This window comes from Acinetobacter piscicola (assembly GCF_015218165.1).
Taxonomy (GTDB): domain Bacteria; phylum Pseudomonadota; class Gammaproteobacteria; order Pseudomonadales; family Moraxellaceae; genus Acinetobacter; species Acinetobacter piscicola_A.
This window is the reverse complement of the sequence record NZ_CP048659.1, coordinates 3,488,185-3,510,540: the sequence shown is the minus strand read 5'-3', so window position 1 is coordinate 3,510,540 and position 22,356 is coordinate 3,488,185. Positions and strand designations below refer to the sequence as shown.

General features: G+C 38.7%; 20 protein-coding genes, 4 tRNA genes and 1 pseudogene. 21 read left to right on the top strand and 4 right to left on the bottom strand.

Features of this window, described 5'->3' with window-relative positions:
* Positions 1-12 precede the first annotated feature (12 nt).
* A complete protein-coding gene (gene pilB, locus G0028_RS17405) occupies positions 13-1,728 on the bottom strand; it encodes a type IV-A pilus assembly ATPase PilB (protein WP_174493874.1) in 1,716 nt (571 codons plus the stop codon).
* 444 nt (positions 1,729-2,172) lie between these two features.
* Between pilB and tpiA the strand changes: the two genes are divergently transcribed.
* From tpiA to G0028_RS17325, 16 genes are all read left to right on the top strand, one after another.
* The gene (gene tpiA, locus G0028_RS17400; RefSeq protein ID WP_180046476.1) at positions 2,173-2,967 is read left to right on the top strand and encodes a triose-phosphate isomerase; all 795 of its coding nucleotides are present in this window, start codon (positions 2,173-2,175) and stop codon (positions 2,965-2,967) included.
* A gap of 9 nt (positions 2,968-2,976) precedes the next feature.
* A complete protein-coding gene (gene secG, locus G0028_RS17395) occupies positions 2,977-3,309 on the top strand; it encodes a preprotein translocase subunit SecG (RefSeq protein ID WP_130072257.1) in 333 nt (110 codons plus the stop codon).
* 62 nt (positions 3,310-3,371) lie between these two features.
* Positions 3,372-3,456, top strand: a tRNA-Leu gene (locus tag G0028_RS17390).
* A gap of 48 nt (positions 3,457-3,504) precedes the next feature.
* Positions 3,505-3,581, top strand: a tRNA-Met gene (locus G0028_RS17385).
* A 72-nt stretch (positions 3,582-3,653) separates the two neighbouring features.
* Positions 3,654-3,730: transfer RNA gene (locus tag G0028_RS17380), tRNA-Met, on the top strand.
* 89 nt (positions 3,731-3,819) lie between these two features.
* Positions 3,820-3,896 (top strand) — tRNA-Met (locus tag G0028_RS17375).
* A gap of 223 nt (positions 3,897-4,119) precedes the next feature.
* Positions 4,120-4,644, top strand: a complete 525-nt coding sequence (rimP, locus tag G0028_RS17370; protein ID WP_130072256.1) for a ribosome maturation factor RimP — start codon at positions 4,120-4,122, stop codon at positions 4,642-4,644.
* A gap of 40 nt (positions 4,645-4,684) precedes the next feature.
* Positions 4,685-6,169 carry a transcription termination factor NusA gene (nusA, locus tag G0028_RS17365; RefSeq protein WP_130072255.1) on the top strand — a complete coding sequence of 495 codons (1,485 nt, stop codon included), beginning with the start codon at positions 4,685-4,687 and terminating at the stop codon, positions 6,167-6,169.
* 10 nt (positions 6,170-6,179) lie between these two features.
* The gene (gene infB / locus G0028_RS17360) at positions 6,180-8,888 is read left to right on the top strand and encodes a translation initiation factor IF-2 (RefSeq protein WP_130072254.1); all 2,709 of its coding nucleotides are present in this window, start codon (positions 6,180-6,182) and stop codon (positions 8,886-8,888) included.
* A complete protein-coding gene (locus tag G0028_RS17355) occupies positions 8,888-9,292 on the top strand; it encodes a ribosome-binding factor A (RefSeq protein WP_174493872.1) in 405 nt (134 codons plus the stop codon). The genes infB and G0028_RS17355 overlap by 1 nt, the downstream gene beginning before the upstream one ends.
* Before the next feature lie 178 nt (positions 9,293-9,470).
* Positions 9,471-10,058 (top strand): LemA family protein, encoded by a 588-nt coding sequence (locus tag G0028_RS17350; RefSeq protein ID WP_130072490.1) that lies wholly within the window; start codon positions 9,471-9,473, stop codon positions 10,056-10,058.
* A gap of 66 nt (positions 10,059-10,124) precedes the next feature.
* Positions 10,125-11,174 (top strand): TPM domain-containing protein, encoded by a 1,050-nt coding sequence (locus tag G0028_RS17345; RefSeq protein ID WP_227554826.1) that lies wholly within the window; start codon positions 10,125-10,127, stop codon positions 11,172-11,174.
* On the top strand, positions 11,168-11,728 hold the full coding sequence (locus tag G0028_RS17340; protein WP_180046472.1) for a TPM domain-containing protein: 561 nt from the start codon (positions 11,168-11,170) through the stop codon (positions 11,726-11,728). The genes G0028_RS17345 and G0028_RS17340 overlap by 7 nt, the downstream gene beginning before the upstream one ends.
* Positions 11,729-12,036: 308 nt before the next feature.
* Complete coding sequence (locus G0028_RS17335) at positions 12,037-12,549, top strand: hypothetical protein (RefSeq protein WP_180047488.1); 513 nt, start codon at positions 12,037-12,039, stop codon at positions 12,547-12,549.
* Between the two features lie 292 nt (positions 12,550-12,841).
* Positions 12,842-13,201 carry an antitoxin Xre/MbcA/ParS toxin-binding domain-containing protein gene (locus G0028_RS17330; RefSeq protein WP_005018086.1) on the top strand — a complete coding sequence of 120 codons (360 nt, stop codon included), beginning with the start codon at positions 12,842-12,844 and terminating at the stop codon, positions 13,199-13,201.
* Between the two features lie 98 nt (positions 13,202-13,299).
* Complete coding sequence (locus G0028_RS17325) at positions 13,300-14,085, top strand: hypothetical protein (RefSeq protein WP_180047487.1); 786 nt, start codon at positions 13,300-13,302, stop codon at positions 14,083-14,085.
* 31 nt (positions 14,086-14,116) lie between these two features.
* Here the strand turns inward: G0028_RS17325 and G0028_RS17320 are convergent.
* Positions 14,117-14,736, bottom strand: a pseudogene (locus G0028_RS17320) (HAD family hydrolase).
* Positions 14,737-14,838: 102 nt separating this feature from the next.
* Positions 14,839-15,105, bottom strand: coding sequence for a hypothetical protein (locus G0028_RS17315; RefSeq protein WP_180047486.1), 267 nt, complete (start codon positions 15,103-15,105; stop codon positions 14,839-14,841).
* A 160-nt stretch (positions 15,106-15,265) separates the two neighbouring features.
* On the opposite strand from G0028_RS17315, the gene G0028_RS17310 reads away from it, so the two are divergent.
* A complete protein-coding gene (locus G0028_RS17310; protein ID WP_180047485.1) occupies positions 15,266-15,493 on the top strand; it encodes a helix-turn-helix domain-containing protein in 228 nt (75 codons plus the stop codon).
* 18 nt (positions 15,494-15,511) lie between these two features.
* On the opposite strand, the gene G0028_RS17305 is transcribed toward G0028_RS17310, so the two are convergent.
* On the bottom strand, positions 15,512-16,510 hold the full coding sequence (locus G0028_RS17305; RefSeq protein WP_180047484.1) for an Arc family DNA-binding protein: 999 nt from the start codon (positions 16,508-16,510) through the stop codon (positions 15,512-15,514).
* 112 nt (positions 16,511-16,622) lie between these two features.
* Between G0028_RS17305 and G0028_RS17300 the strand changes: the two genes are divergently transcribed.
* From G0028_RS17300 to G0028_RS17285, 4 genes are all read left to right on the top strand, one after another.
* Positions 16,623-16,772 (top strand): transcriptional regulator, encoded by a 150-nt coding sequence (locus G0028_RS17300; RefSeq protein ID WP_373685911.1) that lies wholly within the window; start codon positions 16,623-16,625, stop codon positions 16,770-16,772.
* 165 nt (positions 16,773-16,937) lie between these two features.
* Complete coding sequence (locus tag G0028_RS17295; protein WP_180047482.1) at positions 16,938-18,365, top strand: tyrosine-type recombinase/integrase; 1,428 nt, start codon at positions 16,938-16,940, stop codon at positions 18,363-18,365.
* A complete protein-coding gene (locus G0028_RS17290; protein ID WP_180047480.1) occupies positions 18,362-20,299 on the top strand; it encodes a hypothetical protein in 1,938 nt (645 codons plus the stop codon). The genes G0028_RS17295 and G0028_RS17290 overlap by 4 nt, the downstream gene beginning before the upstream one ends.
* Positions 20,296-22,353 (top strand): hypothetical protein, encoded by a 2,058-nt coding sequence (locus G0028_RS17285; protein ID WP_180047478.1) that lies wholly within the window; start codon positions 20,296-20,298, stop codon positions 22,351-22,353. The genes G0028_RS17290 and G0028_RS17285 overlap by 4 nt, the downstream gene beginning before the upstream one ends.
* The last annotated feature ends 3 nt before the right edge of the window (positions 22,354-22,356 follow it).

The window sequence follows — 22,356 nt, the reverse complement described above, 5'->3', positions numbered from 1 at the left end:
TTAGTATTCTGTTTATTCGCTGGTGACGCGATTAATTTCTTGTAGTGATGTTAAACCATTCATGACTTTAATCAGTCCTGAGCGTCGTAAATTATTAAACCCCAGTTTGGCAGATGCTTCAGCAATTTCTAAGGCATTACCATCTTCCATAATAATTTTTGAAATCTCAGGTGTCACTTTCATCACTTCATATACCCCAACACGCCCTTTATAGCCTTCACGACATTCTGGGCAACCCACAGGTTGAAACACTTGGAAATCAGGGTGTGCTAAATCCTCTTCAGTAAAGCCCATTTCTAAGAGGCTATGTTTAGGAATTTCAACAGGTGCTTTACAATGTGTACATAAGCGGCGTGCCAAACGTTGTGCAATGACGAGATTGACAGAGGTTGCAATATTAAAAGAAGGAACGCCCATATTTCTTAAACGTGTTAAGGTTTCAGGCGCACTATTGGTATGTAGTGTAGACATGACCATATGACCTGTTTGAGCTGCTTTAATCGCAATTTCAGCAGTTTCAAGGTCTCGAATCTCCCCGACCATAATGATATCAGGGTCTTGACGTAAGAAAGATTTCAAGGCGACAGAAAACGTCAGTCCGACTTTAGGATTAACATTGACCTGATTAATCCCTTCTAAGTTAATCTCTACAGGGTCTTCGGCTGTTGAAATATTAGAACTTTCAGTATTTAAAATATTTAAACCTGTATAGAGTGATACCGTTTTACCAGAGCCTGTCGGTCCTGTGATTAAGAGCATACCTTGAGGTTTATCTAAAGCTTCCATGAATAAAGCTTTTTGATCTTCCTCATAACCTAGAGCATCAATACCTAGCATCGCACTTGATGGATCTAAAATACGCAGTACGAGTTTTTCACCAAATAGCGTCGGGAGAGAGTTGACACGAAAGTCGATGGCTTTGGTTTTGGATAATTTAAGTTTAATACGACCATCTTGTGGAATACGCTTTTCAGAAATATCCATTTGTGACATCACTTTTAAGCGTGATGCGAGTCGTGTGGCAAGTTGCAGTGGGGGATTGGTAATACTTCTAAGCACACCATCTACACGATAACGCACACGATAGGATTTTTCATAAGGTTCAAAATGTAAATCTGATGCACCCATACGAATAGCATCAATAAGTAACTTATTAATATACTTTACAATCGGAGCTTCATCTTCGCTTTCATTATCGTCGTGATCATCTGCAGGATTTACATCATCAGTTGAGATGATATCAACATCAATATCATCACCACCAAAATCAAAACTGGTGTCTTCAGTAAAGTATTTTTCTAAGCATTTGACGAGTTTGTGATGTTCAACGATGACGACTTCAATATTCAAGCGACTATTAAAACGTGCAGCATCCAAAGCCTCAATATTGGTTGGATCGCTCATGGCGATATAAAGCACATTTCCACGTTGAACCAAAGGCAGCATCAGATGTTTATGTAATAAACCACTTTCAATAACATCTTTAGGGAATTGCTCGGGATCAAAGCTATCAAGGTCAAACAAAGGCTCGGCGAACTCAAGCGCAATGGTTTCAGCAATTTGCAAAGGTTTTAAATTTGCATATTCAATCAGATAAGCTACGATGTTGAGCTTACTTTTTTTAGCATTGTCTAGCGCAGATTGCATTTGTTGCGCAGCAATAACACCGTCATCGACTAAGCGACGAATAAACCCCGAAAACTTCGGAGTGCCTTGTTGTGACACCATCCCCAATACACCTTTAATTTATTTTATAATTCAAATACTGAGTACTTACAAACAGATTGATATCTGAAGACTTCTTATTATGGATCTTTTTATAGATATCTCAATAGTTTTATCGAGCAACTAAAATACATGCAACACAAGGTATCCCCATACTTTGTGTTTCATTTGTTAAAATGAATTTAAAAGCTGCAACTCGGTATTCAGTATTTTGAAGAATAATTATATTAACCAAAGATTTTGATAAGCTAAAGCACTAGACTGGATTTTTTCACTTTAAAATACAAATAAACCACTATTCTCAGGGTTAAGCGTGGTTTTGTTACAAAAAAATGCGCAGACAAAATCGTGCTTTTAAATTTTTGCAACAAGCGAATAAAGAAAAAAGCAGAAATCCTTAAAAATACGTGTAGAATGTGCACATTTTTCGATAATAGGGTTATGTGTATGTCGGGTTCGACGATTATTCCTTGGGTTGTCGGCAATTGGAAAATGAACCCAATGCAAGCGAATTCGCAGCAACTCATTCAAGATTTAAAGCAACAATTACAGCAAGAACCTATTTCTGAACAGCAATGTCATATAGGTGTAGCACCGACTACACTGACATTACTCTTTGTTCAGCAACAATTTGCAGATGCACCGAATAAAATTATCAGTGTGGCACAAGATCTTTCATCTATGGCAGGTACAGGCGCTTATACTGGTGAAGTAAGTGCAGACTTATTAAAAGATAGTGGTATTGAATTTGTTTTAATTGGACACTCAGAGCGCCGAGAAATTTTTGGTGACACTGTTTCTGTTGTGCAAGAAAAAGTTAAAAATGCTTTAAATGCGAATATGAAGATCATCTACTGTGTTGGTGAAAGTCTAACACAACGTGAAGGAGGTCAAGCAGAACAAGTTGTTTTACAGCAAATTTGTGATATCGCTGCACTTGTAAAAGCTGAACAATGGAACAATATTATTGTAGCCTATGAACCCATTTGGGCGATTGGGACAGGTAAAACAGCTTCTCCTGAAGATGCGCAAGCGATGCATGCAAAAATTCGAGAAGGTTTATCGCAAATTACGCCTCTTGGTGCAGAGATTGCCATTTTGTATGGTGGTAGTGTCAAACCAGAAAATGCTGTTGAATTGGCTGCATGTGCAGATATTAATGGTGCACTTGTGGGTGGTGCCTCTTTGAATGCTGAGTCTTTTTATCAAATTGCTCAAGCTTTCGCAAAATCAAAAAAATAGGAGTTCAGCATGCATAGTTTTGTGCTGGTAGTACATATCATTTTAGCCGTATTGATGATTGTATTGATTCTTGTACAACACGGTAAGGGTGCTGATGCAGGCGCTTCTTTTGGCGGTGGTGGTGCGGCAACAGTGTTTGGTGCCTCGGGTTCAGCAAACTTTTTAACCCGTTTGACAGCGATTTTGACAGCTTTGTTTTTTGTGACCAGTCTTAGTCTAGCAGTATTTGCAAAAAAACAAACTTCAGATGCTTATGGCCTAAAAACAGTGCAGACAACAACACAACCAGCACCTGCTACACAGTCAAATACGGGTGAAACTTCGCCAACTGCACCAAAATAAATGCAAATTTTGCAATTAAACCTTTCAATTTGTGACGCAAGCTACTAGAATGCGTCACAGCTGCGGTGGTGGTGGAATTGGTAGACACGCTACCTTGAGGTGGTAGTGCTTTCGGGCGTGGGGGTTCAAGTCCCCCCTTCCGCACCAACTTATAATCCAGAAATTTAAGTTGGTGTATGCAGCAAAATCTGTTGATGCGGGATGGAGCAGTCTGGTAGCTCGTCGGGCTCATAACCCGAAGGTCGTTGGTTCAAATCCAGCTCCCGCTACCAATCAACTTTATTTTAGATGCAAACTAAAATAAACAATTTAGTTTTAAATTGAGATAATATTTGCAATGTTGATGCGGGATGGAGCAGTCTGGTAGCTCGTCGGGCTCATAACCCGAAGGTCGTTGGTTCAAATCCAGCTCCCGCTACCAATCTTAATCAAGCTGCAACTTGGTTAAGGCGAAAAATAAATTTACGCTTGAAGTTGTTTTATTTTTTGTATATAATTTTGCAGCATTGATGCGGGATGGAGCAGTCTGGTAGCTCGTCGGGCTCATAACCCGAAGGTCGTTGGTTCAAATCCAGCTCCCGCTACCAAGTTTCTAAAAAGGGCTCACAGATAGGTGGGTCTTTTTGCATAATGGGCTAAGGTTTATTATGTGATAATAGGGGCGAATTTCGCCCTTTTTTATTGGCTATCGTGTAGTGTCGATGTGAGCCGTATAGGCAAAGTTAAAGTGTCATGTTTCACTACTACTATAGTGTGTATGGGTCTGTGGTGGTCATTTCGACCATGAATCGCACAAAATGACGAGAGTAAATGAAGCTATCAAATAAAACTCAAGCACTTCAAGATTTAATTGCTCCTGCGGTGCAAGCTTGTGATGTGGAATTGTGGGGAATTGAATTTTTACCTCAAGGTAAACGTTCATTACTCCGTATCTATATTGACAAAGAAGTTGATAAAAATGCTGAACCTGTCATCAATGAAGATGGTGAGGTTGAGTTGGGTCAAGGTATTGGCGTACAAGATTGTGTACGTGTGACTCAGCAAGTGGGTGCAATGCTAGATGTACATGACCCAATTTCGGGTGAATATGCATTGGAAGTATCATCTCCAGGGTGGGATCGTCCTTTTTTTGAACTGAAACAAATGTCTCAATATGTCGGTCAACAAGTTGCATTACGTTTAATCGCAGCTGTAGAAAACCGTCGTAAATTCCAAGCAAAGCTTGTATCTGTTGATCTTGAAAATGAAATGATTCAAGTTGAAGTTGAAAAACAACAAATCTTGGAAATTGACAGTAACAATATCGACAAAGCCAATTTAATCTATCAAGACTAAATTAATTTTAACGAATAAGAATTTGAATAGTAGGTGACTTATGGGCCGTGAAATTCTTACCGTTGCAGAGACGGTTAGTAATGAAAAAGGTGTTAGTCGTGAAGCGATCTTTGAAGCACTTGAGCAAGCACTTGTAGCTGCAACAAAGAAAAAATTCTACGAAGGCACAAATTCTGAAGAAGCACGTTTACGTGTAGAAATTGATCGTAAAACAGGTGAATACAGTACTTTCCGTCAATGGGAAGTTGTAGCTGATGAAGATCATGAAATGCCAGCATGCCAAGATGCAATTTCTGATGTTGATCCTGCAAAATGGTCAATTGGTGATATTCGTGAGCTCGAAGTACCTTCTATCGAGTTTGGTCGTATCGCTGCACAAATTGCAAAACAAGTGATTGTGCAAAAAATCCGTGAAGCGGAACGTGCATTAATTGCAGATGCATACGAGTCAAAAGTGGGTGAATTGATCTACGGTGAAGTGAAAAAACAAACCAAAGATGGCTTCATTATTGACTTAGGTGATAATGCAGAAGCATATTTAGCACGTGAAGAAATGATCCATAAAGAAATTCTTCGTCCTAAACAACGTGTAAATGCCATTTTATACAGCGTGAATAAAGAAGGTCGTGGTGCACAATTATTATTGTCACGTGCAAAACCTGAAATGTTAATGGCATTGATGAAAAAAGAAATTCCTGAAATTTCTGAAGAAATCATTGAAATTAAAGCTGCTGCACGTCAACCCGGTGTTCGTGCTAAAATTGCAGTGAAAACTAACGATCATCGTATTGATCCAGTAGGTGCTTGTATTGGTATGCGTGGTACACGTATTCAAGCCGTACAACAAGAACTCAATGGTGAGCGTATTGATGTCGTGGTTTGGTCTGATGATCCAGCACAATATATTGCAAGCGCATTAGAACCTGCGGATGTATCAGGTATTGTGATTGACGAAGAAGAACGTACAGCAGATATTATTTTTGCAACCAGTGATCAGCTTGCACGTGCAATTGGTTCACAAGGTCAAAATGTTCGTTTGGCTTCAGAACTCACAGGTTATAAGCTAAATATGATGCTTGAAGATGAGTATCGTGCTCGTCAACAAAATGAAGCTCAACAATATTTAGACATGTTTGTGACACGTCTTGATATTGAAGAAGATCTTGCAATTGCGTTAGTGGAAATGGGCTTTACTTCGCTTGAAGAAATTGCTTATGTTCCTGCTGAAACATTTGATGAGATTGAACTTGATGCTGAGCTTGTGGAAATGTTGCAAAGTCGTGCGAAAGAAGCGGCTTTGGCAGATGCATTGAAACAGCAAGAAAATATTCAAGAGCCAAGTCAAGAACTTCTAGAAATGGAAGGAGTGACTTCTGAAATTGCTTATGCTTTGGCGGCTCGTGGGGTTATTACAGTCGATGATTTGGCTGATCAGGCAACTGACGATATCGCAGATATTGAAGGTTTGGATGCTGAGAAAGCGGGTCAACTCATTATGAAAGCGCGTGAATCATGGTTTAACTAGGAGGTAATACATGACGGATAAGTCAATTAAAGAGTTAGCGGTCAGTGTAGGACTTCCTGTTGAAAAGCTCCTTGATCAGGTGCGTGAAGCTGGATTGCCACAAAAGAAAGCTGAAGACAAGATTACAACAGAACAGCAAAGTGCCCTTGTCGACCATTTGAAAAAATCACATGGTCAAGATGCGGGTAACGCAGGAAAAATCACGTTGAAACGTAAAACGACTAGTACTGCTAAAGTAGCAAGTACATCGGGTAAGGCGAAAACGATTAATGTAGAAGTACGTAAAAAGCATACTTTTACTAAGCCAGATCCAGAACAAATCAAAGCTGAGGCACTAGCAAAAGCGCAAGCGGAAGCAAAAGTTGCAGCGACACAGAAATCTAAGGTTGATGCACCTGTAAAAGAGCAAGAGAAATCTGAAAGCTCTGCAAAAGCGAATTTGGAAAAAATGCGTGCTGCTGCAAAACAGCAAACAGCTGCAAAAGAAACACCAAAAGCGGCGGTGGTGGTTAAGCGTAAATCTACGAATAAGCCAATTACCAAAGCAACCGTGAAAACGATTGAAACACCTGAACAGAAAAAAGCACGTGAAGCTGAGGCTGCAAAACTTAAAGCAGCTGAAGAAAATGCACGTCGTAAGGCAGCAGAAGAGGCGCAACAACGTACGCTAGAACAAATGCGTAAAATGGCGTCTAAATATTCAAATGAAGATACCACAGCAACCATTCGTGTTGTTGATGACTCTCCATTAGCAGCAGGTTTAGTGGGTCAAGCCTACGAAGACTCGTTTGCGAAAGAAGACCGTGAAATTAAACGTGGTACCAACACGAATAATCCACGTGGTCAAAAGAAAGGTGGTCGTCGTGGTCAAGAAGAGCAATCTTTCAGCCATAATCCACATAAACGTGGCTTAAAAACAAGCCAAGCCAATAAACATGGTTTTGAAAAACCTGTTAAAAAGCAAGTTTATGATGTTGAAATTGGTGAAACCATTGTGGTTGCTGACTTGGCTGCGAAAATGGCAGTTAAAGTCCGTGAAGTGATTAAATCACTCATGAAAATGGGTGAATTGGTTACGCAAAACCAAGCGATTGACCAAGAAATTGCAGCACTTGTTGTAGAAGAAATGGGTCATAACCCCGTATTGATTTCTGATACACAGGCGGAAGATAACTTACTTGAAGCGGCAGAAGAAGCACGTGGTGCGCAAACTACACGTCCTCCTGTCGTGACAATCATGGGTCACGTTGACCATGGTAAAACATCGTTACTTGACCGTATTCGTCGTGCCAAAGTTGCACAAGGCGAAGCAGGTGGTATTACCCAGCATATTGGTGCTTATCATGTTAAAACAGAGAAAGGCATTATTACTTTCTTAGATACACCAGGACATGCTGCCTTTACAGCAATGCGTTCACGTGGTGCGAAAGCAACGGATATCGTGGTCTTGGTTGTTGCGGCAGATGATGGTGTAATGCCACAAACTGCGGAAGCAATTGATCATGCACGTGCAGCAGGTACGCCAATTATTGTTGCTATCAACAAGATGGATAAAGAATCTGCAGATCCAGACCGCGTATTAAACGAATTAACCACCAAAGAAATCGTACCTGAACAATGGGGCGGTGATGTACCTGTTGCAATGGTTTCAGCACACTCTGGTCAAGGTATTGATGAACTTCTTGACCTCATTTCAATTCAAGCTGAATTGTTAGAATTGAAAGCATCTGAAGAAGGTGCGGCGCAAGGTGTTGTAATCGAAGCACGTGTTGATAAAGGTCGTGGTGCAGTAACTTCTATTCTTGTACAAAATGGTACATTGAATGTAGGTGACTTAGTACTTGCGGGTGCATCTTATGGTCGTGTTCGTGCAATGACCGATGAAAATGGTCAACGTATTAAATCTGCGGGTCCTTCAATTCCAGTTGAAATCTTGGGTCTTCCTGAGGCACCAATGGCGGGTGATGAAGTTCTTGTGGTTGACGATGAGAAGAAAGCACGTGAAGTTGCTGAAGCTCGTTTGGATCGTGAACGTCAAAAACGTCTTGAACGTCAATCTGCAATGCGTCTTGAAAACCTTATGGCTTCAATGGGCAAAAAAGATGTGCCGATTGTGAATGTTGTATTGAAAACAGACGTACGTGGTACATTGGAAGCATTGATTGTTGCGCTTTCTGAATTGTCTACAGACGAAGTAAAAGTCCGTGTAATCAGTTCAGGTGTCGGTGCGATCACTGAATCTGACGTAATTCTTGCTGAATCTTCAGAAGCGGTTTTACTGGGCTTTAACGTTCGTGCTGATAACACTGCACGTCAAAAAGCAGATGCTGATGACATCGACATTCGTTACTACAGCGTAATCTATCAATTGATCGATGACGTGAAAGCTGCGATGAGTGGTAAACTTGCACCAGAGCATCGTGAAACGATTCTGGGCGTGGCTGAAGTACGTGAAGTCTTCCATTCAAGTAAATTCGGTGCAGCTGCAGGTTGTATGGTACTTGAAGGTGTATTACACCGTAATAAACCGATTCGTGTCCTTCGTGATGACGTGGTTGTATTCCAAGGTGAACTTGAATCTTTACGTCGTTATAAAGACGTGGTTGAAGAAGTTCGTGCAGGTATGGAATGTGGTCTTGCAGTCAAAGGCTATAAAGACATCAAACCACAAGACAAGATCGAAGTGTATGATGTTCAACTCATTAAACGGAGTCTTTAATGGCGGGTAGTCAGCGTCTTAAGCGTATGGCAGATACAGTTCAGAGAGAACTCTCTGAACTGATTCGTCAAGAGCTGAAAGATCCACGCTTAGGTGGTCTTGTGACCATCTCAGCGGTGAAAGTCAGCCCAGACTTAGGGTATGCAGAAGTTTACGTGACTGTAATGGGGCGTGAATTAGGTGATGAACAAAGTGAAGCGGCAAATAAAGAAACTTTAGAAGTATTAAATAAAGCTTCTGGTTTCTTGCGCCATGAGTTAGGTCATCGCATTAAAACACGAATTACACCTCGTTTGCGTTTTCACTATGACAAAACCAATGCATACGGTAACTATATGTTTGGTCTGATCGCAGAAGCTGTGAAGGATTTACCTCCTTCAGAAGAAAAGAAAGATGATGAATAAAACATCTTAATCAGAGCCATCTTCGGGTGGCTTTTTGATTTTCAAGCAATTTAAAATATAAAAATGAATAAATAAAATAAATGTTCTGATATACCAAAAATGAACATAAATCGATTTTAAAAGCAGCTAATATGCTTTTAAATGAACAATTACAAATAAATACTTGAGGGTACACATGATGAATCCAATGAAAAAGGCTGCATTAGCATTAACATTAGCAAGTACATTAGCATTCTCAGGCTGTGGCTATAACACTTTGCAAGCAAAAGATGAATCTGTCACTGCTGCTTGGTCAGAAGTGGAAAACCAATATCAACGCCGTGCGGACTTAGTGCCAAACCTTGTAAATGTCGTTAAAGGTTATGCTAAACATGAAGAGCAAGTGCTAACAGAAGTGACACAAGCACGCGCCAACGTTGCAGGCTTAAAAGTGGATAAAGAAGTTTTAAATGATCCAGAACTCTTTAAAAAATATCAAGAAGCACAATCGCAAATGACAGGTGCATTATCACGCTTACTTGCTGTGACTGAAAACTATCCCGACCTCAAAGCCAATGAGCAATTCCGTGATTTGCAAGTACAGCTTGAAGGGACAGAAAACCGAATCAGTACCGCACGTACACGTTATGTAGAAACGGTGCAAGATTACAACACCTACGTACGTCAGTTCCCACAGGCAATGACTGCAAAAGTGATTGGTATGAAAACAAAACCTAACTTTAGTGCAGAAGCAGGTGCTGCCAAAGCTCCAACTGTAAATTTCTAAAAGCATCACAATTGAAAATACAGTGAGAAAACTATGATTGAAATGTGCAAATATATTCATCGTAAAATGAAAGCAGTTTTTATACTGTTGGTCTGCACGTTGCTATTTGCTTTTCAATCGTTAACGTGGGCGGAGGTGGCGACCGCAACGGACAGCATTGAAGATGCTGTGGTGATGGGGAAAGTGATTCAAAATCAAAATTCCACATCATCTAATCCACCTCAGCCAAATCAACAACCCACAACGAATACACAACAAAATACTGCACCGACTGTTGCCAATGATATGGCAGCAGGGCAAGGCACGCGTCAATTACCTACACTCAATCAACCTGTTATTGACCAAGCGAATATTCTTTCTGCGAGTGAAAAGCAAAATTTAGAAGCGCAAATTCGTAATCTGCACAATCAAGGTAAAGCACAAATTGGCGTGATTATTGTACCGACTACGGGCAATGAAGGTATTTTTGATTTTGCGATGCGTGTGGCGGAGCAGTGGAAATTGGGTTCTGCCAAACAGGACAATGGCTTATTGATCGCAGTTGCCGTGAATGACCGTAAAATTCATATTGCTACAGGTTATGGTTTAGAAGGTGTATTGCCTGATATTATGGTTAGCCGAATTATTCGAAACCAAATCACACCTTATTTTAAACAAGGGCAATATGGGCAGGGTATTCAAGCAGGTGTGACTGAAATTGAAAGAGTTTTAAATTTAGATCCAGACATTGTAAAGCAAGCTGCTGATGAATTAAAAGCACGTCAAGATCAAGCCATTCAAGAACAAGAAGCCAAAGATCGCACCATGACCACAGCGATGATTATTTTAATTATTGGTATTTTTGCCTCCTTTATTATTGGTAATCGTTTGAGTGCCTCAGTTGCAGGGGTAACTGCATTTGCTGCAGGTTTGATTTATGGGTCAGGGATTTTGATGAGCCTTGTATTGGGTTTTGGGATTTTCTTTTTACTCATCACTTCTTTAGCACAGCTTATTTTCCAAATGTTCCTGTCTGGTGGTGGACGAGGTGGAAGTGGCGGCGGCTTCGGTGGCGGTGGTGGATATAGCGGCGGCGGTGGCGGCTTTGGTGGGGGAGGTGCTTCAGGCTCATGGTAAGTAAAACAGATACAACACAAATCGTCACAGAACCCAAACTACAGCAGCATGTAGCACCGAGTTTTGCACGTTGGCTTAAGCATTTTTTTTATATGCCTGCATCGAAGCGATATTTCTCTAAAACTGATCAAATGGCGATTGCAGAGGCGGTTAAACAAGCAGAGCAAGGACATGTCGGTGAGATTCAAGTGGTGATCGAAGGGCATATTCCAAGTCATCAAGCTTACCACCAAGATACACGTTTACGTGCACAGCAACTTTTTGCTGAACTTGGGGTATGGGACACTGAAAAGAACAGTGGGATATTACTGTACTTGAACTTGTGTGAACAAAAAGTAGAAATTGTGGTCGATCGTGGTATTAAAAATGCGACTGAGCAACAGGTTTGGCAAACCATATGTGACCAAATGATCATGGAATTAAAAGCAAAACGCCATAGAAGTGCAGTGGTAGAGGGTGTTATAAGTATAGGTAATATATTGAATCTATATTATAAAAAAACAGATTTACAAGATGATAACGAGCTTTCGAATCATCCCATTATTTTAAACTAATGATGGCTCAGATTAAGTGACACAAAGTGTCACTTTTTTACATAAAGACACTTAAAAAGAACAGAAGTAAAAATTGTTGTTGTAAAAAAAGCCAAACTCGATAAGAATAGCAAAGTGTTAAATGGTTGGCGTTTTATCACTTTGGGGTTAGAGCGCAAACTACAATTGATTTTATAAAAAATTAAAATATTGGAGAAATGTTATGAACGCTCAAAAAGGTTTTACCTTGATCGATACTCCATAAGTGTCCATATAAAATGAACAATCCATAAGTAAGTCAATATGGACATAAAAATAATAAATTTGATATGAAGAATCACTATTATCTTTTTCTACTTTTTTCAATCTCCGTTTTTACTCATGCTCAAGAACTAGACTTCATTCAATATTCAGATATTTCATCAATTCCTCAAATTGTTTTGAATCCAAAAATCCAAACAGGACTTCAAACATTGTTAAAGCATGATTATCTAAAATTTCAATCTAATTTTGACAATTACTCAGCGCCATATTTACTGAAAACAGATGAGGCGCTGTATTATGAAGGTCGGTCTGTAAGCAGTTTAGATGCTTCATCCGCGATTGTGTTTAAAGATGGGCGATTGTTTGCTGCAATATATTTTTCCAATACCAAGACTTTAAAATACTTTAGCAACGATGCCAGTTGCTCAGAACAGTTACATCCTGCGATTCAAGTTTTTGCTCAGCAGCGTGAAATTCAAGGTATTGAATATGCAACAGCTCGAGCCAATACCGCTTTAAAATATAATTTTGGCCCCGCTTCAAAATGTGAAACCTATTTTAAAAAGATAGGAAGATAGCTGTGTTAGCGGCAGTGTAAAAATGCCCCCCCTTGGTTAATATAGTGGTCGATTTATTGTTCGTGTTCCATCATTGTTCATCAAAAACTTGCCTTGGAAGCAGCATGGCGTGGTGTAAGTATGAATCATCAGGTGTCGGCAAAATTAGCTTATGTGACTATTTCTGGTCGTCTAACAAGTAAGAATAACCGGTATGCTACGAACAGGAATAGGTGATTGTTTTATCTAGAAATTTGTATGATATTGTTAGATTTAAGGCTTGATCAGTAAAATTAGAGCTTGAGGTGATGCTATGACGTTATTGGAACAGCAGGTAGTACCAGCAGCTGTATTGGGAAAGTCAGTACTTAGGGCTGCTAAACTACTTTCCCTTAGTCAGTCTCAGCTCGCAATAGTGCTAGATATGGATGTTGAGGCAATCACTCAATTGCAAAACCAACCTGAATTAGATCCAAATTCTAAACAGGGGAAATTAGCACTGTTGCTGATTCGTCTATACCAGGCTTTACATGCTTTGACAGGTGGTGATCAGGCTGCGATGAAGATTTTTTTAACGTCCGAAAATAGAGTCACTAGCGGTATCCCAATTCATCAAATAGAAACGATGAGTGGCTTGATTTCTGTTCTTAATTTTGTTGAAGCCCTTGAGTGACAATATACTCCTATGGACTAACTTACAATCAACTTTCACAAATTATGTTGTGTAACGCATGTAACAAGTTGGAATTATTTAAAAAAGGATAACTAAAAATGCAACCGACTGAATTAAAACAATTACCAGACTGGCTGTTAGAACAGTTACCCCAAATAACTGAACCAGCAATTTTATCACTGCGAGATACGAAACTTGTCGTCACTTACCCTGATCGTATGGAAGCAATTCATGAAAGCTTAAAAGACGTACAACACCAGATCCATCATGTCAAACCTACAGATTTACAGATTCTACCAGAGGTTTATCAATATTTTGGTGAGAATAAAGAGAGTGGTTGCCTATTTTTTAAAACCTCTGAGCATCTTTCTAGTAGTTTGTTTTCCTACACCGATAAAAATAAATTTGAGCATTTACAATCTGCTTTACAGACTGCCTTTGAAAATGAGCAAGCATATCTCGCAAATCCAACAGACTTTTTAACTGCCTATCATTTTATTGATACACACCCAGCTTTTTGGACGGTTATTGGTGATGTACCATCATGGCACTGGAATACATGGGGGCACTGCCAAAATGTTTATCACGGTGCATATAATGATGAAGATAATGGGCAATTAGTGATTTATTTAGAAACTGGCTCACATCTCAATAAAGTAGAAGATGGTGGTAAATTATACCAAGAGCATTATCATGATTATCGTTTAGATGTTTGGGCAAATACGTTTGAACAGGCGTTTATCAAGTTGGCGGCAAAGGTGTATAAGTTTTTTGACCATCAAGGTGTTGAGCGCCTAAATGTGCCACATATAAAACCAGCATGGACGAGGGAGCTTGAAGAACGAATTGCAGAATTTAAAAAATGGAAAGATGAGGAGCTGTGAGTATTCACTATTAGGTGGCGTCCACGAGTTGTTAAAGTATGTCGCTTAAAACTTCTGCCAATGTTTGACCATTTTGACGATTGATCAATCTAGCAGACATACCAAATGCTGTCGGCCCTGTAAAATCTGCAAGTGCTGTATCCCCAATAAATAGGACTTCTGAAGCTTGGCAACCTAGTTGGTTAATGAGTGACTGATAGATTTTCGACTCAGGTTTAATTGCAGCAACTTCATAACTCCGAGCATAAGCATCAAGGGGCGGTAATAATGGAGAAACAATTTTTCCATATGGCATAGCTAAATTTGAGCATAATGCCAATTCAATCCCTAATTTCTTTAATTCTTCCAAAGTTGATAAGGTATCTTCATACAGTGTAATAGAGCGTAACTCTTTATCTAAATCATGCTCAAGTTCTTGCAAAATTGGTCTGGAATATTTACTGCTAATCGCTTTGCAAGCTCTGCCAAATTTAAATTGTGGGACATAATAAATTTGGCATCATCAGGTTTTGGTTGTCGTCCATGTTCTTTTAGCCATTTCATTAATTTTCTATATGGGGAACGTCTTTCCCCTATTTTTACAAGTGTACCAAACACGTCAAAAGCAATGACCGATGGCTCAATATGACTTGCTTTTATCGATGAATCCATATTTTTACAACCAATTAAATTAAGTTTCACTTTTAATCGAGATTACAATAAGAAGGTCCGTTAAAAATTAAGAGAGATATTTGATATCTCCCTTTGTTTATTTTATTCACTAAAGTTTGTAAACATAATTTTAGGAAAATTTTTCATAAAGTGGCGTCTAACAAGATTGAAATCACTGATATCATGTTGATTTTTTTCAAAATAGTTCACCCACGCTAAAGTCGCATCTTGGTCATTTAAGTTGGGATTAACATTCAGAAACAAAGCTAAATCAAATGTACGGTCAATATTAAACTCTTTGATTAGTGCAACAGCAGTTGAACGAACTTCCTCAGAAACAGAGAATTTTGGAGAAAAGTAGTTATTCATAGCTGAACTTCCTTAAAAAACTATATAATGAAATTTAGAACGGCTAATTTGTTTTTAATAAGACAATATAACCTGCTGTAGGTTAAATTAGCATAGTAAAAGTTATTCATCAAGTTAAATTAACCTTCTGTAGGTTAATTTTTTTAATTTAAAGGTTGTTATGATTAGATGTAGGTTGTCAAATTTGATGGGTGAGCGAAAAATTTTAAAGCTAAGTGAGGTGGCTCAAGCGACTGGTATCAATCGTAATACGCTAACAAGTCTTTACTATGATCGTGCAGTACGAATTGAACTTTCAGTCGCTGATACCTTATGTAAATATTTTAATTGTAATATGCAAGATTTATTTGAATATACCAATGAGTCTAGAAAAAGGGATGGCACTTAGTAAAATGTCATCCCTTTTTTAAAACTCAATAGGATGCTTTAAATACAACTCAGGATCATTCCAAATTTCCTGAATGTATTCTTTCGCTGCAAAGTCTCGTAGTATTCTTGCTCTTAACGTATCAAAACCATCCCAATAATCTAAATTTTTATTTGGGAGTCTATCCGCTAAATCATCAATCCAAGGAATATGATGTAATTTTTCTGCAATTGTTAAGGGATGAACTGTTCCAGTCAAAATAAGTTTAAACTGCTCTTCTGAAAGCAGATGACTATATACATTCACCTTAGATTTATAATATCGCAACAGTACTTTGGTCAATAAACAAAAATATAACAATGAGTTATATCCACCAACACCATTTACGTCACTGATATGATATGGGGGATAAAAAGTCTCAACTGCGTAATTTTCATAAATTTTAAGAATAATTAACTGCCCTGTTTCTGATAATTCGCGAATAAATTTTATTTCTTTCACTTTTGATGCAGATAAATATTCATTACTAGGGTCTGAAACTAAAAGCAGCTTTATATCTTGATCTAAATATTCATTTAAACGTATGTGCTGAATATCATATGGAGTCTGTTTACCAAAGAGTAACCAGTTTGGATTCACTGAAGTATGTTGCGCTATTTTTTCCAATTGTCCGAAGGTGGGTTCTAATTCTGCTCTAAACCATGCTTCAGCCTCATCAGCCGTATCTTCATTGATCTCAAAAGCTAATTCAGCAATTGTAAATTCATTGAAATGATAAATTTTTTTCAATTCACTTAATACAAAATTTAAACGTTCAGCTACCACTTTTTTTCGCTCTGTCGGAGATCGAGCTCGAAGAAAGTTTTCAACGATTTTTGCTGCTTCAACTTGAATATTGTCATTCATGACGAATGAATCGTAAAGTCGAGAGGTCGCTTCTGCATTGATAGAGCGTTGATTCGCTTTCGCTGCAGCATCAATTTTGGCTTTTAGCTCTTCAGGAATACGAAGATTAAATTGGATATCTTTCTTACTCATACATTTTTAAGTCGGTAAAAAATAGCACTAGCATTATGCTATAAAAAAAGAGTTGACATAAGTGTTAGCATATTGCTATGTTAGCAATATGCTAACAATTGGTGTGATGCACATGAAACAGACGAATCTTCGTTTACCCATAGATTTAGTTTTTTGGGTCAAACAAATGGCAAAGCAAAGACATCAGTCAATGAATGCTTTTTTTATTACGGAATTGGAACGATTAAGAAAAGAGGAACAGAGAGAATTGACAAAAAAGTAATTATTTTCATTCGGCAAAAAGTATAAAAGCCCATGTGGGAACATGAGCTTTTATGAATGTCTTGATTGGCGTCCAGACACTTCGATTTTGATGGATAGGGGCATTTTTGTCAATCCTATCTTAAGATCACTTTTTGCCTGTTTTTTAATAAACAGGAGGCTCAAAATGAGCACTAAACTTAAAAATGGTCAGTCACGCTACCAATCAAAAGCCAAAGTTGTGACCATTAAAAAATTTCAGTTATCGACGTTGAGAAAGGCAACTGATCGTTTAAATGATGCAGTGTTCGAAAAACATGGTGATGCGTATCTCGAATTCCCTGTGATTATCCATGGAGATGGTAGCCCTTCTGACGTTTTTAATCTGTATTTGCTGAAAAAACTTGAGCAAGCAATACAGTATGATTTTAAAACATTTGCATCTATTGCCAATCAGCTTGTTGATTTTCAGCGGTTTCTTGAAGATGAACAGCTTGACTGTTTAAAGTTTCATAAATTGAAACAACAAAACGCAATTTTTAAATATCGTACGCGTCTTATTGAACAAGCCAATGCAGGCCTAATTTCAGCCAGTTCTGCACGTGGTCGAATTAATGCAGTGGTGAATTTTTATCGATTTCTTGTCACAAAAGACTTGGTTGACCATCAACGCTATGGACTGCCATTTCAAGATGTGTACAAATATATTGCGGTAGACAATGAGTTTGGCGCACGTCGAAAAATGGCAATTAAGTCGCATGACCTTGCGATTCATGTTCCTGCTAAAGCTCATAACCCTGAGGCGATTAAGGATGGTGGTGAATTAAGTCCACTCAGCGTTGAAGAGCAAGCTATTATCTTAAAAGCATTGAAAAAATCATCACGTGAATATCAGTTGATGTTTTATCTTGCATTGTTTACAGGTGCCCGTTTACAAACGATTTGTACTCTACGAATCAAAAACTTAATTGGTCGTGAGCCTGATAATCATGGCTTTATCCGTCTGCCTGTTGGGGCTGGGACAAGCATTGATAGCAAATTTCAAAAGCCGATGACGCTGCTAATTCCGCATTGGTTAGTGCAAGATCTTAAAATTTATATCAATAGTGAGCAAGCACGTCAGCGTAGACAGAAGTCAAACTATGCTAACTCGGATGAAAACTATGTGTTTCTCACTAAGCTTGGTACACCTTTCTATACAAGCAAAGCTGAACAGCAAGAATTGACCGAGAAGATCAAAAGCTCTAACTCATTTGGGGCTAGGCTTAAACTCTATGAAGGCGAAGCGGTACGTAGTTATTTAAAAGGTGTGTTATTACCCGAAATTCGCTTGATTGATCCACAATTTAAAAGTTTTAAGTTTCATGATTTACGCGCCAGTTTTGGTATGAACCTGCTTGAAAGTCAGTTACAACACCTGCCAGAAGGTCACTCGGCGATGACAGCTGTCGAATATGTGCAAGCTCGCATGGGTCATCGCAATATCAGTACCACTTTACAGTACTTGAATTATAAATCACGACTGGAATGGCGCAGTAAAATTCAGCATGAGTATGAATCAAGTTTGATGAAGTATGTGATGTCTTCTGTTAATTCAGCAGGAGATTTGTCATGAATTTCACACGCACTCCATTGTTTGTTCATATCACCGATATCAATAAACAGCTTACTGAGCATGAGCGCCTAATACTTGTAATCAAAGATAAAACGGCCTCATTTTCTTTTAGAACTTTAGATATTGGTACATTCTTTTTTGCTAAAAGAGCATGTTCTTTCGATGTATCAGACAATGAGCTTGTCGCTTCTTTTGATGAAAAAAGACGCTATTTTTTAAAATGTTTTACAGATTATCTACTGCAAATGGATGGATCGAACCTATCAAAAGGGTTGTTCTATTCCATCATCAAGATGTTTTTGGATTGGATTGATCAACAAAAGAAAATTTTTGATTTATCCGATAAGGACAGCATGATCGATGCCTATCGTCGCTATAGTAAATCTCTGGTTGATCGGACTTTGCTTGCGGACACTGATGAAGATAACTTGGCTGCGCATACCGCAAAGCAGTATCAGCGTTATGTTGCCAAACTGATTGCATATGTATTTGATTGTCATGAAATTGATATTTCTAGTCAAGCGATGCAAGTACAGTCTCAGCGTTATGATGTGCCTATTTTACCGATTGCAGAACAAGATCATCAAAAAACTTATGCAACTTTGTTAAATGTCTTTCTTGAAATTCATCATATTGTTGTACAAGAAAATGACTTTCCTGCGCATTTTCAATCTGTAGATGACGAAGTTTTTAATTTCTATTCTGGATTTCATCATCAAGTTGAAAAACAGCATATTCAGTTCGATATGCAGAGGTATCTAGCTAAATATACGGCTATTCCATCTTTGTCAAAAATGCTAGCTGATTTTGAGTTAGAAGAAGATAGTGAGCATCGAAAGCGTATACGTGAAAACCGCAATCAAGCGATCCGTAAACTTGAAGAACGCAACAAAAATAAGCGGCATTTAGAGCGTGAAAGACTTGCATCCTACGGCCTGACCATCGGCATGCTGTTATTTATTGCACAAACTGGAGCAAATCTAGACACTGCTCAACAGTTACACCTTGATACGATGGAAATCCTACCGAGTACACAAGGCCGACGCTTTTCAGGAACGAAAAGCCGTGCAAGAGGCAAGACAGTACGGCCAGAGTTTGGAGTTAAATTTGAGCCGATTTTTAGAAAAATTTTAGAACTTCGCGCTTGGTATATTCAAGATGAGTCATGTGATTTTGTATTTCTGCTACGTAATGAAGTGCGAAAATTAAGCGCAATTGGAAATAATAAACTTCAATTACTTAAAAGATTTTTGCAGCGTATTTTCCCGAAAATGGCTTGGATCACCCCACAAGAGTGGCGCAAGCATGTTAGCAGTCAATATGTTGAATTGAGCGATGGTGATTTATTGCTTGAAGTCGAAAAAATGGGACACTCACTCGATACTGCGAAGAAAAATTACAGTCGAACTTCATTTAAAGATGCAAGCCAACAGATTTCACAATTCTTTTATGAACTGCGAGAAGTTGCAGTGTCACAAACTCGAACCGTTGAACGTATTCCTGTGCAAACGCTAGATGAGCCTGTTGATGTTCAGACCTTGCCAGTCGGGGCTTGTATGACAACAAATCTACAGCCTGAAAAAGCAACGGGTTTTGCTGCACAAGCTCCATCGCCTAACTGCCAACAATTTGAGCATTGCTTATTCTGCCAACACTATGCAGTCCACGCTGATGACGAAGATGTGCGTAAGCTTTTATCACTGAAAAGCCTGCTCGGCTACGTTAAACAAAAAGCTACGGACTTAATCAAGTGGGAACAGCAGTTTGGGGTTGTACTACACCGAATTGACGAAGTACTCAACGATTTATCAAATACTTATGAAAATTTACGTAATCGTATTTTTTCAATTCAAGAAGAAGTAGAAAGCGGTGATTTAGATGCGTATTGGCTGAATCATTTTGAATTGCTAATTGATTTGGGGTGGATATCATGAGTTCATTTAATTCGTATTTGTATGCCAGTGGCGTTGCTGAGCAGTTTTTACCAGATGAATATCGTTTGGAGAATAATCAGCTGACTGTTCCCACAAGCTTTATTTTATCCCGTATGTCAAATGGCACAACATTATCTCAATTTGGCGATGATGTTTGGGACTTTTCACCCTATCTGCCGAAGTGTCACTGTAAATTAAATTTTAAAAGCTGGTTGAAACATGCTCGTGAGAATGATTTTCTCTTCTGTCAAATACGTGCTGAAATGAAAAAAATCATTTTTGCGTTGCTTTATATAAAATCAGGTAAGTCGATTATTAAAAGTGTTGAGCAACGCCATCTTGTCTTGCGACAGTTTGCTGCAATTGCTTACCGCAATGGTTGCACATTGACACAATTATTTAGTGATGCAGGTTATATTGCGAAAGTGCATGAGGCTTATGCTGGTATCAGTTATCAAAGAGCTAATCACATCAAAGCATTTTTAACTGATTGTTTTGCATTACAGCAGCAGTACCCATTGCTCATTCCTGCGTTTAGTACATATAAACCGATTGAGAATTTAGCAAGACTTGCTGCACAAATACGCTTGCGATCAGGTAAAGTCGGCCCGCAAACAAAACTTATTCCTTCACGTATTTATATTGCCTTAATTAATGCTTTAGCAGATTTATTAAACGAGTTTAATCAAAATGCGCCTGCTTTGCTGAAATGGTTTCAACGGATTCAGCAAGATGTAAATTTTGCCCTGATGCCTGTTGAGCTTAGACGTGCTAAACGAGCGATAAGTTTCAACGATGCACGTGATTTGCTGGGGTTAACTCAGCTTTTTGAGAATCATCAGATTCAAAAACATGCCAATCTCACTCGTTATATGACGTTGATTCAAGGCATGGCCAAACTTTGGATTCATCTATTTACAGGTATGCGGGATAATGAAGTTAATCAACTGTCTTATGATTGCTATCAAACTATTCAAAGTAATGAGCATCTTGTGCATGTCATTATGGGTTATACCTCCAAGTTGCATGGTGGTGGAAATAAATCGACGTATTGGATCACGTTTGAAGATATTCAAACTGGCGTACATGCAGCACAAAGTATTGGTGAAATCTACGCCATATTTAATCCGCATTACGATTTTTCTAATCCTGCTGAATATCCATTATTTCCAACACGATATTCACAAAAACATAGGCATAAAAACAATCGAAATATCGAAAATGAAACGGATTTTATCTCTAATTTTGAAGGTGCTCCAACGCGAACCAATGCTAGTTTTAATCAGTATTTAAGCCGTATTTCTGTATTGCTTGGAGAGGGGTTGAAAATCACAGAAAGTGATATCGCCGAGCTTGAAGCTTTTGATGGTTTCCGTAACTGGCGTGAAGAAAAAGACTGTCAAATTGGTCAATATTGGAATATTTGTACCCATCAATTCAGGCGTTCACTGGCTGTGTATGGCGCTCGTTCAGGCATGATCGGACTTGGCGCTTTGTCAGTCCAATTTAAGCATCTAACAGAGTCTATGACGTTGTATTACCGTAATAATGCGGTATTTGCACCAAGTATTTTAGTGAGTGACAGTCAAAAAGAGTTTATTCAAGAACTGGAATATCAGCGCTTGGTACATTCTTATGCGCAATTTGAAGAGGGTGTAATTAATAGTGCTGGCCGTTTACTTGGTGGGGCAGGAACCTATTTGCAGCTACAAAAAGACCGCGAGCAATTACTCACAGTATTTCCAAACCGTGATGAAACCATTAAGCGTATGAAAAAGGGTGAAATTGCCTATAAGCCTAGCTTGTTTGGCGCATGTACCAACCCTGATTCTTGCGAAAAAATTTCTTTTACGGCTATTACGAGCTGTTTGAGTTGTGCCCATGCTGTGTTTGATGCAACAAGTGCTGAAAAAATACAAAAAGCGGTTCAGCGACTACAACGGCAGCGAGATATGCAAGTACAGAACAGTCTGCTATACGAGCAAATGGACAGTGATATTTTGGCTTTAAACAAAATGATTCAAAAAATTAAAATGATTAATATTGAGGTGTAAAAT

Excerpts from the sequence above, each read along its gene's own strand:
- pilB (WP_174493874.1), bottom strand. The coding sequence starts at position 1,728 with ATGGTGTCACAACAAGGCACTCCGAAGTTTTCGGGGTTTATTCGTCGC.
- tpiA (WP_180046476.1), top strand. The coding sequence starts at position 2,173 with ATGTCGGGTTCGACGATTATTCCTTGGGTTGTCGGCAATTGGAAAATG.
- secG (WP_130072257.1), top strand. The coding sequence starts at position 2,977 with ATGCATAGTTTTGTGCTGGTAGTACATATCATTTTAGCCGTATTGATG.
- rimP (WP_130072256.1), top strand. The coding sequence starts at position 4,120 with ATGAAGCTATCAAATAAAACTCAAGCACTTCAAGATTTAATTGCTCCT.
- nusA (WP_130072255.1), top strand. The coding sequence starts at position 4,685 with ATGGGCCGTGAAATTCTTACCGTTGCAGAGACGGTTAGTAATGAAAAA.
- infB (WP_130072254.1), top strand. The coding sequence starts at position 6,180 with ATGACGGATAAGTCAATTAAAGAGTTAGCGGTCAGTGTAGGACTTCCT.
- G0028_RS17355 (WP_174493872.1), top strand. The coding sequence starts at position 8,888 with ATGGCGGGTAGTCAGCGTCTTAAGCGTATGGCAGATACAGTTCAGAGA.
- G0028_RS17350 (WP_130072490.1), top strand. The coding sequence starts at position 9,471 with ATGAATCCAATGAAAAAGGCTGCATTAGCATTAACATTAGCAAGTACA.
- G0028_RS17345 (WP_227554826.1), top strand. The coding sequence starts at position 10,125 with ATGAAAGCAGTTTTTATACTGTTGGTCTGCACGTTGCTATTTGCTTTT.
- G0028_RS17340 (WP_180046472.1), top strand. The coding sequence starts at position 11,168 with ATGGTAAGTAAAACAGATACAACACAAATCGTCACAGAACCCAAACTA.
- G0028_RS17335 (WP_180047488.1), top strand. The coding sequence starts at position 12,037 with ATGAAGAATCACTATTATCTTTTTCTACTTTTTTCAATCTCCGTTTTT.
- G0028_RS17330 (WP_005018086.1), top strand. The coding sequence starts at position 12,842 with ATGACGTTATTGGAACAGCAGGTAGTACCAGCAGCTGTATTGGGAAAG.
- G0028_RS17325 (WP_180047487.1), top strand. The coding sequence starts at position 13,300 with ATGCAACCGACTGAATTAAAACAATTACCAGACTGGCTGTTAGAACAG.
- G0028_RS17315 (WP_180047486.1), bottom strand. The coding sequence starts at position 15,105 with ATGAATAACTACTTTTCTCCAAAATTCTCTGTTTCTGAGGAAGTTCGT.
- G0028_RS17310 (WP_180047485.1), top strand. The coding sequence starts at position 15,266 with ATGATTAGATGTAGGTTGTCAAATTTGATGGGTGAGCGAAAAATTTTA.
- G0028_RS17305 (WP_180047484.1), bottom strand. The coding sequence starts at position 16,510 with ATGAGTAAGAAAGATATCCAATTTAATCTTCGTATTCCTGAAGAGCTA.
- G0028_RS17300 (WP_373685911.1), top strand. The coding sequence starts at position 16,623 with ATGAAACAGACGAATCTTCGTTTACCCATAGATTTAGTTTTTTGGGTC.
- G0028_RS17295 (WP_180047482.1), top strand. The coding sequence starts at position 16,938 with ATGAGCACTAAACTTAAAAATGGTCAGTCACGCTACCAATCAAAAGCC.
- G0028_RS17290 (WP_180047480.1), top strand. The coding sequence starts at position 18,362 with ATGAATTTCACACGCACTCCATTGTTTGTTCATATCACCGATATCAAT.
- G0028_RS17285 (WP_180047478.1), top strand. The coding sequence starts at position 20,296 with ATGAGTTCATTTAATTCGTATTTGTATGCCAGTGGCGTTGCTGAGCAG.